This is a genomic window from Clostridium collagenovorans DSM 3089, assembly GCF_900130005.1.
Lineage (GTDB): Bacteria > Bacillota > Clostridia > Clostridiales > Clostridiaceae > Clostridium_D > Clostridium_D collagenovorans.
In genome coordinates this window covers 400,763-415,196 of sequence record NZ_FQXP01000003.1, presented here as the reverse complement: position 1 = coordinate 415,196, position 14,434 = coordinate 400,763, and the positions used below count along the sequence as shown (strand labels likewise).

At 29.4% G+C, this 14,434-nt stretch carries 18 protein-coding genes; all 18 read right to left on the bottom strand.

Annotation, left to right across the window (positions count from 1 at the left end):
* The gene (uraA, locus tag BUA48_RS01990) at positions 1-1,302 is read right to left on the bottom strand and encodes a uracil permease (RefSeq protein ID WP_072829547.1); all 1,302 of its coding nucleotides are present in this window, start codon (positions 1,300-1,302) and stop codon (positions 1-3) included.
* 45 nt (positions 1,303-1,347) lie between these two features.
* Positions 1,348-1,887 (bottom strand): bifunctional pyr operon transcriptional regulator/uracil phosphoribosyltransferase PyrR, encoded by a 540-nt coding sequence (gene pyrR / locus BUA48_RS01985; RefSeq protein ID WP_072829546.1) that lies wholly within the window; start codon positions 1,885-1,887, stop codon positions 1,348-1,350.
* Between the two features lie 186 nt (positions 1,888-2,073).
* Positions 2,074-2,991: an RluA family pseudouridine synthase gene (locus tag BUA48_RS01980; protein WP_072829545.1), complete on the bottom strand. Its 918-nt coding sequence runs from the start codon at positions 2,989-2,991 to the stop codon at positions 2,074-2,076.
* A complete protein-coding gene (lspA, locus tag BUA48_RS01975; RefSeq protein WP_072829544.1) occupies positions 2,984-3,433 on the bottom strand; it encodes a signal peptidase II in 450 nt (149 codons plus the stop codon). The genes BUA48_RS01980 and lspA overlap by 8 nt, the downstream gene beginning before the upstream one ends.
* A gap of 15 nt (positions 3,434-3,448) precedes the next feature.
* Entirely contained in the window at positions 3,449-4,252 is an 804-nt protein-coding gene (aroF, locus tag BUA48_RS01970) for a 3-deoxy-7-phosphoheptulonate synthase (RefSeq protein WP_072829543.1), read from the bottom strand.
* A gap of 8 nt (positions 4,253-4,260) precedes the next feature.
* Positions 4,261-4,953: a 5'-methylthioadenosine/adenosylhomocysteine nucleosidase gene (locus BUA48_RS01965; protein ID WP_072830535.1), complete on the bottom strand. Its 693-nt coding sequence runs from the start codon at positions 4,951-4,953 to the stop codon at positions 4,261-4,263.
* 167 nt (positions 4,954-5,120) lie between these two features.
* Positions 5,121-5,774, bottom strand: a complete 654-nt coding sequence (locus tag BUA48_RS01960) for a DivIVA domain-containing protein (RefSeq protein ID WP_072829542.1) — start codon at positions 5,772-5,774, stop codon at positions 5,121-5,123.
* A gap of 17 nt (positions 5,775-5,791) precedes the next feature.
* Complete coding sequence (locus tag BUA48_RS01955) at positions 5,792-6,565, bottom strand: YlmH family RNA-binding protein (RefSeq protein ID WP_072829541.1); 774 nt, start codon at positions 6,563-6,565, stop codon at positions 5,792-5,794.
* Between the two features lie 17 nt (positions 6,566-6,582).
* Positions 6,583-6,834, bottom strand: a complete 252-nt coding sequence (locus tag BUA48_RS01950) for a YggT family protein (RefSeq protein WP_072829540.1) — start codon at positions 6,832-6,834, stop codon at positions 6,583-6,585.
* A gap of 11 nt (positions 6,835-6,845) precedes the next feature.
* Positions 6,846-7,310, bottom strand: a complete 465-nt coding sequence (locus tag BUA48_RS01945; RefSeq protein ID WP_072829539.1) for a cell division protein SepF — start codon at positions 7,308-7,310, stop codon at positions 6,846-6,848.
* Between the two features lie 15 nt (positions 7,311-7,325).
* The gene (locus BUA48_RS01940) at positions 7,326-7,988 is read right to left on the bottom strand and encodes a YggS family pyridoxal phosphate-dependent enzyme (RefSeq protein ID WP_072829538.1); all 663 of its coding nucleotides are present in this window, start codon (positions 7,986-7,988) and stop codon (positions 7,326-7,328) included.
* Between the two features lie 34 nt (positions 7,989-8,022).
* Positions 8,023-8,739, bottom strand: coding sequence for a DUF881 domain-containing protein (locus BUA48_RS01935; protein WP_072829536.1), 717 nt, complete (start codon positions 8,737-8,739; stop codon positions 8,023-8,025).
* Positions 8,740-8,750: 11 nt separating this feature from the next.
* Positions 8,751-9,089, bottom strand: a complete 339-nt coding sequence (locus BUA48_RS01930) for a small basic family protein (protein ID WP_072829534.1) — start codon at positions 9,087-9,089, stop codon at positions 8,751-8,753.
* Between the two features lie 21 nt (positions 9,090-9,110).
* Positions 9,111-9,830, bottom strand: coding sequence for a DUF881 domain-containing protein (locus tag BUA48_RS01925; protein WP_072829532.1), 720 nt, complete (start codon positions 9,828-9,830; stop codon positions 9,111-9,113).
* A 10-nt stretch (positions 9,831-9,840) separates the two neighbouring features.
* Complete coding sequence (locus BUA48_RS01920; RefSeq protein WP_072829530.1) at positions 9,841-10,653, bottom strand: cell division protein FtsQ/DivIB; 813 nt, start codon at positions 10,651-10,653, stop codon at positions 9,841-9,843.
* A gap of 204 nt (positions 10,654-10,857) precedes the next feature.
* Positions 10,858-12,000 carry a stage V sporulation protein E gene (gene spoVE, locus BUA48_RS01915; RefSeq protein ID WP_072829528.1) on the bottom strand — a complete coding sequence of 381 codons (1,143 nt, stop codon included), beginning with the start codon at positions 11,998-12,000 and terminating at the stop codon, positions 10,858-10,860.
* Positions 12,001-12,021: 21 nt separating this feature from the next.
* Positions 12,022-12,975, bottom strand: coding sequence for a phospho-N-acetylmuramoyl-pentapeptide-transferase (gene mraY / locus BUA48_RS01910; RefSeq protein WP_072829526.1), 954 nt, complete (start codon positions 12,973-12,975; stop codon positions 12,022-12,024).
* 19 nt (positions 12,976-12,994) lie between these two features.
* Positions 12,995-14,371, bottom strand: coding sequence for a UDP-N-acetylmuramoyl-tripeptide--D-alanyl-D-alanine ligase (locus tag BUA48_RS01905; protein WP_072829524.1), 1,377 nt, complete (start codon positions 14,369-14,371; stop codon positions 12,995-12,997).
* Positions 14,372-14,434 lie beyond the last annotated feature (63 nt).

Below are 14,434 nucleotides of genomic sequence, written 5' to 3'. Positions count from 1 at the left end.
TTATTTTTTATCTACTTTTTCTGCCTTTTCTGGTATTACTAAATTTAAAATTATACCTGCCATAGTTGCTAAAGCTACGTTAGCTATTTCAAAGCTAGATTCTCCAAATGGTATAACTAATTTAGCTCCACCAATACCTAATACTATTACTACTGAGGCAATAATTAAGTTTCTTTTCTTACCAAAATCAAGTTTTTCCTCGACAAATATTCTAAATCCTGAAGAAGCTATAATACCAAATAGTAGTATACTAACTCCTCCCATTACTGGTTGAGGAACGTATTGTATTATAGTAGTAAACTTTCCAACAAAGGATAATAATACTGCTAATACAGCTGCTCCACCAATTACCCATATGCTATATATCTTAGTTAAGGCCATAACCCCAATATTTTCTCCATAAGTTGTATTAGGTGGAGCTCCTATTAACCCTGCAAAAACAGTAGCTAAACCATCACCTAAAATTGATCTATGAAGTCCTGGATCTTTAGTGAAATCTCTTCCTATAACATTATTAGTAACATAAACATGTCCTATATGCTCAGCTAAAGTTACAAAAGCTACAGGCATCATAAGTATCATAGAGTTAAGATTTACTTCTGGGAATGTAAAATGTGGTAATGCAAACCATGGTGCATCCTTTATAGCTTGAATATACTCTGCTGGTACCACTCCAATTATTAAGGCAACAATATATCCAGTAATCATTGCTACAAGTATAGGAATAACTCCAAAGAACCCTTTAAAATATGCATTTCCTATAATTCCTGTTATTAATGTTACTAAAGCAACTATAACCCACTTTCCAGTTGATATAGAAAGTAATGCCTCTGGTAAATTTCCTTCTGCAAAATATGCAGGATTTAAACCTGCCCAATTTATTGCAGTTCCAGCTAATCCAAGTCCAATTACAATAACAACAGAACCTACAACAACTGGTGGAAGTAATTTATTTAACCAATCAACACCTGCAAACTTTATTATTAATGCAACAACAACATATACTAAGCCTGCACCTATTAGTCCAAATAGCATAGCATTAACACCATATTTCGCTGTTGCTAATTGCATTGGTGCTATAAATGCAAAGGATGATCCTACATATGCGGGTATTCTTCCCTTAGTACATAATATATAAATAATTGTTCCTATACCACTACCAAATAAAGCTATAGATGGATTTAACCCTGTAAGCATTGGAACTAAAATTGTAGCTCCCATCATAGCAAACAAATGTTGGAAACTCAAAGGTATTGATTTTCCTATAGGTAATCTTTCATCAACGTCAACGTAATCTTTCATAATTCTGCCCCCTTTATAGCCTCTCTGGACTATTTTAAAGTACCTTTATTCTTGATCTAAAATTTTTACTGAATCTTCTCCATCTATTTCAGCAACTTGTACTGAAACCATTTCTTTATTAGATGTAGGTATATTTTTTCCTACATAATCTGCTCTAATAGGAAGTTCTCTATGTCCTCTATCTACTAAAACAGCTAATTGAATGTTCTTAGGTCTTCCAGCATGCACTATAGCATCCATTGCAGCTCTTACAGTTCTTCCTGTATAAACTACATCATCAACTAAAATGATTTTTTTACCATGTACATCTTCTAAAAGCTCATCACAGTTAACCATAGGCTGTTCACTTAATTGAGATAAATCATCTCTATATAAAGTAATATCAACTTGAGTCACTGGAATTTTTACATTTTCTATCTCTTCAATATTTTTAGATAATCTTTCTGCTAAAGGTACCCCTCTTCTTTTAATTCCTACAAGGATTATGTCCTCTACACCTTTATTCTTTTCAATTATCTCATGAGATATTCTAGTTAAAGTTCTATTAACACCTTTTGAATCAAGAATTTCAGCTTTTATATTCATTTCCCTTCACCACCCTTTATAAAAAAATTAAACTTTAAATAAAAAGACCTTAATCTAGAAAGATTAAGGTCTTAAATAATCATAAATTACATATACTCTAAAATATTTATACTGTATATATGACCTTATAATCTCTCTGGATTATTTAAAGGATTTATTTTACCAAATTATATCACATATCTTTATTTATATCAATTCTTTCTCTAATTTTTTTAATACATCTTTAAAATACTTTGGTAACTCTGATTCAAATTCTACATATTCATTACTCTTAGGGTGGGTAAATCCTAATTTTTTAGCATGTAACATTTGTCCCTGTAACTTAAATCTTTGTTTTTTATACCCATAGATCTTATCACCAACTAATGGGTGACCTATATAGGCCATATGCACTCTTATTTGATGAGTTCTACCTGTTTCCAAGTTACATTTAACAAGAGTACAACTCTCATATCTTTCTAGTACTTCATAATGTGTTACAGCTCTTTTTCCATCCTTTACAATAGCCATCTTCAATCTATCCTTAGGGTTTCTTCCTAAGGGCATATCTACTATTCCATTGTCATTTTTTATTTTTCCTTCTACCAATGCATAGTAAGTTCTAGTCATTGAGTGATCCTTCAATTGCTCTGATAATTTATTATGAGAGTTATCATTTTTAGCTATTACTAATACACCTGAAGTATCCTTATCAATTCTATGTACAATACCTGGACGTATTATTCCATTTATTCCACTTAAATCTTTACAATGAAATAATAGTCCATTTACTAAAGTACCTTCATAATTACCTGGCGCCGGATGCACCACCATATCCTGTGGTTTATTTATAACTATAACATCACTATCTTCATAAATAATATCTAAAGGAATATCTTGAGCAATTACCTCTAGTTCAGTTGCTTCTGGAAACATTACTTCTATTTTATCATTTTCCTTTAACTTGTAATTGCTTTTTTTTACATTATCGTTTACTAAGACATTACCTTCCTCTATTAAGCCTTGAAAATAACTTCTAGACTTATCTTCTACTTTATCACTTAAGAAGGAATCTATTCTAGTTCCACTATTCTCATGCTCAACTATAAATTCAATTTTATTCATTCTTACCTTCCTTTAAGATTGCAATACACAATAAAAAAGTTCCTACACAAACTAATATATCAGCCACATTAAAAGTAGGGAAATAATATACATCTTTATAGTGTACTAATATAAAATCTACAACATATTTATAAAATACCCTATCATATAAATTTCCAATGGCTCCACTTATAATTAAACTTAATGCTACAGACATAAATTTAGATTCTTTTCTATATCTATAAATTAAATATCCCATTATACATAGTACAACTATAGTAAAAATAGTCAAAAGCGCAATCCTACCTTGAAATATACCAAAAGCTGCTCCTCTATTTTCTAGATATTCAAATGCAAAAAAATTCTTAATTATAACAATGCCTTCTTTACCTTTTAAGGTCATAGCCCATAACTTAGTTATTCTATCTAAAATAACACCTATTATAATTATTAGTATTTCCATGATTCCCCCTACAAATTAATAAATTATGCTTTCTAATTGTTTTACTTTCTCAATTAGAGTTTTTAAGGTATCCATGTCTATAGTTTGTTTGCTATCTGAAAGAGCATTATCTGGCATTATGTGACTTTCTATAATAATACCATCACCACCAGTAGCTATTCCACCCAGAGCAACTCTAGGCACAAGACTTCTTATACCTACACCATGACTTGGATCTACAATTATAGGTAATCTACAATTCTCCTTTATGTATGCAATAGCATTTATATCCATAGTATTTCTAGTTGCTGTCTCGTAAGTTCTTATGCCTCTTTCGCACAAAATAATATTCTCATTACCTTCACTCATAATGTACTCTGCAGCATTCAGCCATTCATTTAAAGTAGCACTCATTCCTCTCTTTAAAAGTATAGGCTTCTTGACTTTTCCTAGTTCTTTAAGCAAAGTATAATTATACATATTTCTTGATCCAACTTGAAGAACATCAACATGAGGCAATAACTCTTCAATATCCCTAGCATCCATAACTTCTGTTACTATAGGCATATCATAAATTTTCCCCATTTCACTTAATATTTTAACACCTTCATGTTTTAAACCTTGAAAATCATATGGAGATGTTCTAGGCTTAAAAGCTCCACCTCTTAACATATGTACTCCAAGTGCTTTTAACTCCTTACATAAGTTAATCATAATATCATAAGATTCCACAGCACAAGGTCCTGAAATTATAATTTTTTCATTTTCTCCAAAGGTATATTTTCCTACTTTTACCCTAATGGGGGCACCGCTTTTTTTATCTACAAGTAAAGTTTTCATATTATCACCTACATTTGTTGTAGCATATTTTTTAATATAAGATTAGAATTTATAACTGCTTTCTCTTTGAATGTCTCATAGTCCATATGAGTACCATTTATAGCATTATCAGAAATAGATCTTATAACTACAAATTTTTTATTATTTAAGTAACATGTCTGAGCTATACTAGCACCCTCCATTTCACATCCTAAAGCAGAAAATTCTTCACTTAACCATAACATTTTTTTAGCATCTGCTAAGAATTGATCCCCTGATACTATTCTTCCTGTAAAATGATTATTATCTTTTAATTCTTTACAGCTTTCCTTAGCTATATTAACTAATTCTTCGTCGCATTTAAAATCATATACTTCTATTCTAGGAATTTGCCCTAATTTATCTCCAAAAAATGTTGTATCCATATCATGTTGTACTAAGTTATCTGCTACTACAACATCTCCTGGATATATATCTTCTCTAATACCACCTGCTATACCTACATTTATAACACAATCAACATTAAAGTCATCTATTAAAATTTGAGTACAAACAGCAGCATTAACTTTTCCTATTCCACAAGTTACTACAACTACATTTTTACCATATAATTCACCAGAGTTAAACTGCATTCTTGCCTTAGTTAAAGACCTCTCTATTTTCATATCCTTTATAAGGTTTTGAGTTTCCTCTTCCATAGCTCCAATTATCCCTATACGTATCATAATAAACCTCCAATATCTTTACTTATTATTTTCATAACTTACATATGTATACTAATAAGTTTATAATCTATTGTTTAAGCATACAAAAATAGCTTAAACTTGTCAACAATATAAAAGACTCCCTAATTAAAGTGAGTCTTTCATAAATAGTTATATAATAATTCCTATTCTAAATCAAAATTTTTTACATCAAAAAATCTAGTTGTCTCTAAACTTTCAGAGATATTTTTATCTAAATCTGTTGCCACTTCTAAGGTTAACATTTTATCTTGAATAGCAGCTTTCTTGCTTTCTTCGTCTATAACAGAATCTATATCTTTATTTGCTATAATCTTCTGTTGAGCTATACCAATATTGAAACCTCTATCAAAATCTTTTTCTAGTCTTTCAAACATATCTATTTGACTATTCATAAAGTTTCTATATATAGATCTGAACTTTTCAAACTCTTGTCTTGTTTTTTCATATTCAGCCCTAATTGTTAAAACATCTGTGTTAGCTTTATCTATCATTCTTTGTGCTGAATCATTAGCATTTTTTATAATTAAATCAGCTTCCTTTTGAGCAGCTAATTTAGTTTGCTCTGAAGCACTTTGAGCTAAAACTAAAGTGTTTTGAATAGTGTCCTCAACCTTTTTATAATGAATAATCTTCTCTTCAAAGGATGTTATTTTTTCCTTTAACCTACTGTTTTCTCTAGAAACTTCTTCATAGCTCTCTAAAACGTCATTTAGGAAATCATCTACTTCTTCACTATTGTATCCCCTCATGGCTTTTTTAAATTCTTTGTTTTCTATATCCTCAACCGTAATCCTCATAACATACACCCCTTGTCTTATAAATATTTATCTATTTTTATTTTAAGCCTTCCTCGTTGCGTATCTCCGACAACTTCCTTAAACTTAAATTTTCCAAAGGATCTTATAGTAACTATATCATTGACTTCAATAAGTTTATCCTTCTTTTTAAGTTCTTCATAATTTAAAATAACTTTTCCATTCCCTATTAATTGCTCAGCTTTACTACGTGAAATATTACAAATGCTTGAAACTAAACAATCTGCTCTTAGTGATGTACTTATTAAGTTTAGGGTTTTTAATTGATTTTCTCCCAAATTAACTTCATTCTCACTTATAGCACTTACTTCACAAGGACAATTAGCTACCTTTTCCATAGAATATAGAATATAGTGAGCTATATCATTATGAGCTAAAAGAAAAGCTTCATTTTCTACTACTACAATATCACTTAGTTTCTCGCGCTTTATCCCAAGAGAAGTTAAAGCTCCTAAGTAATCCTTATGCTCTAAAGTCTTAAACTTAGATTTGTTATGAATTTTTATAAATGTCACAGGAAATTCCATAGGCTCTTCATATATATATATGCCTAATATTTTTTTTTCACATTCTTCATTTATTCCTTTTGTGCAACATCTTACCCCTAACTCTTGAGAAATCTCAATAATCTTTCGCCAAACCCTAGGATTTAAAAACTCAGCAGAAAATACTGTTTGCTCTGTTTTCAAACACAAGCAAATCTTATCATATAAACTTGATATTAATTTTTTATCTTCGCCTAAAAAAGACTCAATAAATTCCTTTTTTTGCATGAACTGACCTCATTTTATTAAAGAGTACTAAAACCCATTCTTATAAAATCTAATATAAATAGTACTAATATTGGTGAAAAGTCTATCATCATATTAGGAAATAATCTAAAGTACAAATCTCTTGCTGGATTTAATAAAGGTCCTGCAATAGAATCTGTAATTTTTATTATCATTGTATCCTTAGCATTGGGAATCCACGATGCCAAGACATCAATTAAAATTGCAATCTCTACAATTCTAATGATAGTAAATATTATCATTTTTAACATATTATCACCTTCTACTTCATGAAGCTAAAGATATCTTTATTTTGTTGAAGTTCATACTTTAGAGAATTACTTACTTCAACATTAGATGGTGAAATTATATAAACACCTTTTTCTATTCTTTGAATTTCTCCACCAAGAACGAAACTAGCTCCACCTATATAATCAAGAAGTCTTTGAGCAACTGATTTTTCCATTTGTGTTACATTTACAACAACTACTCTTCTATTTTTAAGATGATCACAGATTGTCATTGCATCCTCAGTAAATTCCTCTGGTTTATATATTATAACCTTAGCTGAAGAATTACTATGAATATTAACAACCTTATTATTTCTTCTTACAGAAGCAATTTCTATAGGCTCTACTTTTTCTTCTTCTTCATCTTCAATATCTTCAACTTCTTCAATTTCTTCAAATTCTTCTACATCTTCTCCAACTAAACTATTTACTATTTTGTCTAAAAATCCTTTTCCCATTTTTACTCCTCCAATTTAACTTTTATATTCTCTTTCTCCAAAGATATTTCTTCCTACTCTAATAATATTAGCACCTTCTTTAATAGCCTCTGTATAATCTGAAGACATTCCCATTGATAAATACTTCATAGAAATATTTTTAAAATTCTTTGTAGACATTTCATCAAATATATCTTTCATTTGCTTAAAGTACATCATATTTTCTTTAGTAGTTCCCTTTGGAATTATAGCCATAATTCCCATTACTTTTACATTACTACACTTTTCGCAACTTATCAATAATTCTTGTAAATCTTCCAACAATATTCCACTTTTGCTTTCTTCGCACCCAATATTAATTTGAATCAATACCTCTGCTGTAAGTTCTTTATTTTTATATACTCTCTCAATTTCCTCAAGTAACTTAATATTATCAAGAGAATGTATTAACTTTACTTTACCTACTATATACTTAACTTTATTCCTTTGTAGCTTTCCAATAAGGTGCCATTTTACATCCTTAGGCATCTCCTCATATTTGCTAACTAATTCCTGTACTTTGTTTTCCCCAAAATTTCTTTCACCACAATCATATGCTTGTAAAAGTAACTCAACAGGTTTAGTTTTAGATACACATATTAAGGTTACATCCTTTGGAAGGGTTTTTCGTATTTCCGCAATGTTTTCTGAAATAGTCATAACAATCCCCCTTGTCACTAAATTCATTTCATTTTTATCTTTTCTTTCTTATGTATTTATTATTTAATGAACCATTGTAAGCTGGTACTTTTATATTATCCATTTTTTCTATTTTAAGCTGTATATCTCTTGTCAAGGATAGCCTTTTATAATATGAATTTGATTCTTGCATGTAACTGTTAAGGACAGATTGACTTCCTATTGCCGTAATATAAAAAGGTGCTACAACTTTAATTCCACCTAAATCAATACTAGTTCCATAACATAAACTTTCAGTATTATAAATTATTCTATGACCATTTATTGCTATAGCCTCAGCTCCAGCATTTCTTAAATCATTTATTAAATATAACAAATCAGCATCATGTACAAGACTACTATTGCTGTAATATTCGTCAAATTTAAGATTACTAGCATCATCTAGTGTTATTCTTATTCCTTCTCCCTCTACAGCTTCCATACCTAAATCCATCTTTAGCTTTTCATATTCCTCGCCAATCTTAGATAACACCGTTAATTCATTTTTAGTATCTTTCTCATAGCTATTTAATTTATCTGAGCTTTCTTCAAACTTATCCATTAGAGTTGTGACTTCTTTATATAAATCATTTCTCTTATTGTAAGCTTCATTATATTCTTCAACATTTAAGAACACTTCATTACTAGAGCCAAAACTTAAATTCATAGAAATTAGTATTCCAACAACAATTGAAGCTAAGAATACAAATACTGCCGCCTCATTATTCTTCATCTTACTACCTCTTAATGATGCTTGACTTTTTCTAATAAAATTCTTCTTATAATAGCAAAGTTATTTAAAACCCTACTACCAAATACAATAACTGCAGCTAAGTATATAGGTAATCCTAATTTATCCCCTAAATATACTAGCAAAACTGCTATTAAGGCATTTCCAAAAAAACCTGACAAAAATATATCTGGTTTGAATTGTTTATTTAAGGTTGCTCTTACTCCTCCAAATATAGAATCTAAACAAGCAAAAATCGCAACTGATATATATGGTGAAAATTTTAATGGTATATTTATATTCCAAATAAGCCCTATAATTATACCAAGTATTAAACCAATTAATGCTACCATACTTTTTCTCTACCTTTCATTTTATTTTGCCACTGGCTTAGCATACTTAAAGTCTTCTACAGGTGTATTAGATTTTGGTATTTTTACTTCATTACTTACTTCTGATTTTACATCACAGGTGTTACTAAGAGTTTCCGGTATGCTTCCAACAAAAGTAACGGCACTTTCTAGTAACTCTTTTTTACCTATAGCTTTTATTACAACAGGTTTATAGGGTGAAATTCTCTCATTACCTATAATTATAGCATTACCAGCAGTCCTTATTCCAGATTTTCCAAGCAATCTTATATCATTTATAGAAATTGCTTCTGCTTGCCCTGCATAAAGCTCGTTTACTATATCAACTAAATCTAAGTCTTGTATATAATGACCTTGATAATTTGCGTTTACTATTGATGATTTAGGTGTTATGTAAATTGTTATTCCCTCACCAACAAGTTCTGTTGCTCCATTTACATTTCTAAGTTGTTCTAACTGCTCTAGTAAAATTTTACTTTCATCATTTCTACTAGCTGAAGCATTTTCATATTGACTTAACTTACTTTCAACAGCTTTTAATTTTTCTTCATACTCTTCCTTTTGCTTAGTTAATTGCTCATTTTGATGAATTATATCCGCACTGTTTTGATTAATACTTCCATCACTAGTTTTGCTATTCATAACTCTAAATTGATGAGTAAGCATAAAACCTAGTAGAGCACATACAAAAGCTATGGAAATTTTAGAAGCAACTCTTTTCATAATCTTCCTCCTACTCTATATTTATAACAGGACTCCCATTAAAGCTAACATCTATATATCCAACTTTATCTGATAGTCCTTCAGCTTCAATTAAATTAATAGCTACATTTAATTTATCCTGTAGTTTTTCTATTGTTCCTATCCTTATTTCGATATTATTACTGTACACCTTTAAGTTTATAACAGAATTCATATCTATAGAATTAAATTTAATACTACTTTGATTTCTGCTCATTAAATTATAAAATTCCTTCATGAAATCTATATTTCTTTCATCTTCGAATACTACCTTTTCTCCAACATTTAAATTTCCTGGATCCATACCTCTTAATTCATATAAATTTAAACCATCTATATCCTTTCTAGACTCTATAACAGTTCCATCAGAGTCCAATAAAATATATGTATCTTCATGTTGAACATAATATTTAGCATATTTTTCTTCTACATTAACATTAATCTTATTTGGAAATTTTCTTCTTATATCTACATTTTCTACATATGGATTAGATTTTATACTTTCCTTTGATTTATTTACATTTATTTTTAAGATATTATCTCCATTCTTAAAAGGTAAAAGTCCTTTTATATCATCTTCCTTTAAATTTATTAACCCAGTAACTTCTATAGAAGTAATGTTAAAATACTGAGCTTTTAATGCTAAGGTGGTTAAAATAATAACTAATATAGTAAGAATTAGGAAAACTCTTCTCAAAGCTTTTTTACGTTTTCTTTTTCTTATTATTTCTTCTTTATTAGCTAAAATATCCTTTTTAGATTTTATATTTTTCTTAATGTTATCCTTATTTTTGCCTTCTATCATATAATCACCACTTATAGTTTTTTCTTATTATATAATAACACTTTTTGTATATTTTTTCATCAAAAATTATCTATAATTATAGAATAATAAGTTAATTTTTATACTTTTTATAAAACTTTCGCTACTTATTAACTATTTTTATAAAGAAAAAGGCTATTTCAAAATGTAAAGCTTTGAAATAACCTTTTTCTTTTAACTTTTATATTAAAGCATTGATTTCTTTTCAGTATTTCTTGATATATTTAATAAGATTCCCATAGCGAACATATTAAATACTAGTGCCGAACCACCATAACTTATAAATGGCAAAGGCACACCAGTAACAGGCATACTACCTGAAACAACCGCTATATTAATTATAGCTTGAACTGCTACTACAGATGTTATACCAATAGCAAGTAATGAACCATATGTATCTTTCGCTCTTACCGCTACTCTTATTCCTCTTATTATAAAAAGAACATATAAAATAATTACTGCAGCACAACCAATTAATCCAAGTTCTTCACCTATAATAGCAAAAATAAAATCATTATGAGCTTCTGGTATATAAAAACATTTTTGTCTTGACTGTCCTAATCCAACACCAAAAATCCCACCAGAACCTAATGCAATTAAAGATTGAACCAATTGATATCCTACCCCTGATGCATCTGCCCAAGGATTTACAAAGTTAAATAGTCTTTTCACTCTAAAAGGTTCTAATAAAATACCTGCAACTATTGCAACTACTCCTGTAGCACCTAAAGCACCAAAATATTTAAGTGGTATTCCACCAACAAACAACATTATCATAGTTACAAAACATATTACACAAGCAATACTCATATTAGGCTCTATAAGTATTATTCCTGCAAATAAAGCTACTACTAATAGAATAGGCAAAATTCCTGTTGAGAATTTTTTTATTCCATCTCCCTTTTTATCAATAGCAATAGCAATAAATACTACTATAGCATATTTAGCTATTTCCGAAGGTTGTATTGATGCTCCTCCAAATCCAATCCATCTATGAGCACCATTTATCTCAGGAAATGCAAAAACAGCTCCTAGCATTGTAAAAATAACAACTAATACCCAAGGTATATGCTTTTTATATTTATGGTAGTCTATTTGCATTGAAAAAATCATTCCTGCTGTTCCAAGTATAGCCCACATACCTTGCTTTTTCAAAAAGAAATAGCTATCATAATTATAGTTAGCAGAGAAAAATGCTGAATAAGAACTTGCACTATAAACCATAATAACACCAAAGGATACCAATAACATTATTATAAAAAATAAAGCAAAATCAACTTTTCCTAATTTCTTCTTAGAGTCTTTCTTTGTTTTTACGGGTTGAACCATTTTACCCCCTCCTATTTAATACTATAGGGATAATGCTAAAAATCCAATTAAACACAAAATAACTGTTGTCATTGAAAATACTACAACTATCTTGCTTTCATGCCATCCTGACAATTCAAAATGATGGTGTAATGGAGCCATCTTAAAAATTCTTTTTCCTGTTAATTTAAAAGAAGCTACTTGTAATACAACAGATACAGTTTCCGCCACATAAATTCCACCAACTATTACAAGGACTAATGGAAGTTTTAAAAGCATTGCAACTGCTGCTACAACTCCACCAAGAGCCAAGGAACCTGTATCTCCCATAAAAATCTTAGCTGGGTAAGTGTTATTTCTTAAGAACCCTAATAAAGCTCCAGCTAAAATTGCACAGAATATAGCTAAGTCATATCTTCCTTGAGCAAAACTTACTAATGCAAAGAATGTCATTACTAATAAAGTTATAGAAGTAGCTAAACCATCTAATCCATCAGTTAAATTCACTGCATTACTAAATGCTGCAAAATAAAATACTATGAATGGAATATAAAGCATTTTCAAATCAATTGTAGTATTTAAAAATGGTACAAACATATCAGTTCCTAATTGTTTTTGACCATATATAGCTAAAATAACAGATATAACTATAATCAAGCCCATTTTTTGATAAGCTTTTAACCCTTCATTTTGTTTTTTAACTATTTTTAACATATCATCTAAAAAGCCAATAATACCAAATCCAACTAAAGATCCTAATAATACAAGAGCTTCACTATTAGGTTTTCCTTCTACTATTAAAAAAGTAATAATAGTTGCTAAAATAAATATTACTCCTCCCATAGTTGGAGTACCTGCTTTTTTCCTATGACTTTGAGGACCTTCTCCTCTAATATTTTGACCAAATTTCAACTTATGCAATACTGGTATTAAAATAGGTCCTTGAATTAAGGCTATTACAAATGCTAGTAGTACACAATAGATAATTTTATTCATGAATAATACCTCACTTTAGTTATTTATACTCTATCAATTTATTCACTATATGTTCAAATTTCATGGATCTAGATGCCTTTACCAAAACCACATCACCTAAACTAATGAAATTCTCTAAATATTTTATGGCTTCATCTTTATCATCAAAAACCATAGAGTCGGAATTTTGGGCAAATCCTAACTTATAATCCTCACTGTTATCACCTATGCATATTAATAAATCCACTCCACATTCCTTAGCATATTCTCCAACCTTAAAATGAGCATTCTTAGCTTCATTTCCCAATTCCTTCATAGTACCTAATATTGCTATTTTCTTATTTCCATTGCAGTTTTTTAATACATCTAAAGCCGCAAACATAGAATCTGGACTCGCATTATAACAGTCATTAATTATAGTTAACTTTTCACTCTTAATTACTTCTAGTCGCATTGAAGTAGCTTCAACATTCAATAAACCTCTTTGAATTTCTTCAACACTTAATCCTAGTTCTTTCCCACAAGCTATTGCTAACATTCCATTTAAAACATTATGTTTTCCTGGCATATTTATAACATATTGTACCAAATCACAGGTATTATCTTCTTTTAGTTGAAATTTAACACTATCCTCATTACTAATTATACCTCTTGCCTTGTAATTTAATTCATTTTCAGTGCCAATTTTTACAATTTTGTAATCTTTTTCTTTTACAGTGCTTAACATATCGTTATCACAGTTTATTATTAATACGTTATTTTCATTAAAGAAATCAGTAATTTCCATCTTTGCTTTTAAAATATTTTCTCTAGTTCCTAAGTTCTCAATGTGTGAAATACCAACATTAGTTATAAGTGCAATATCAGGCTTTGCAGCATAAGCAAGATTATGAATTTCTCCTTCATTACTCATGCCCATTTCAAGAACCGCTATATCGTAACTTCTATCTAAACTAAAGATCATAAGTGGCAATCCTATTTCATTATTAAAATTACCCTTAGTTTTGAAAACCTTGTATTTTGAGCCTAAAACAGCTGCTGTTAAATCCTTTGTAGAAGTCTTACCTGTAGAACCAGTTATTCCAACTACCTTTATATCTAATGTTTCTCTATAGTATCTAGCTAAATCTAGTATAGCTTTTCTTGTATTTTTCACTAATAATACAGAAACATCTTCCTTTATATCACTACATTCAAATTTAACTTCATCAACTATACATAGTTTAGCTCCCTTATTCATAGCTTCCACTACATAATCATTTCCATTGAAGTTTTCTCCACGAATAGCTAAATAAATATCACCATCTTTTAAGTTTCTAGTATCTATAGATACATTATAAAACTCCTCTTCCGTTCCTTTTTGGATTATCTTGCCTTTTATAGCAACTTCAATTTCCTTTAAAGTTAATTTCTCCACTTAAAACAACTCCTTTATTTAAAAGTTATTAATTCTCTGTTTATTAAATTATATTTTTTCCCT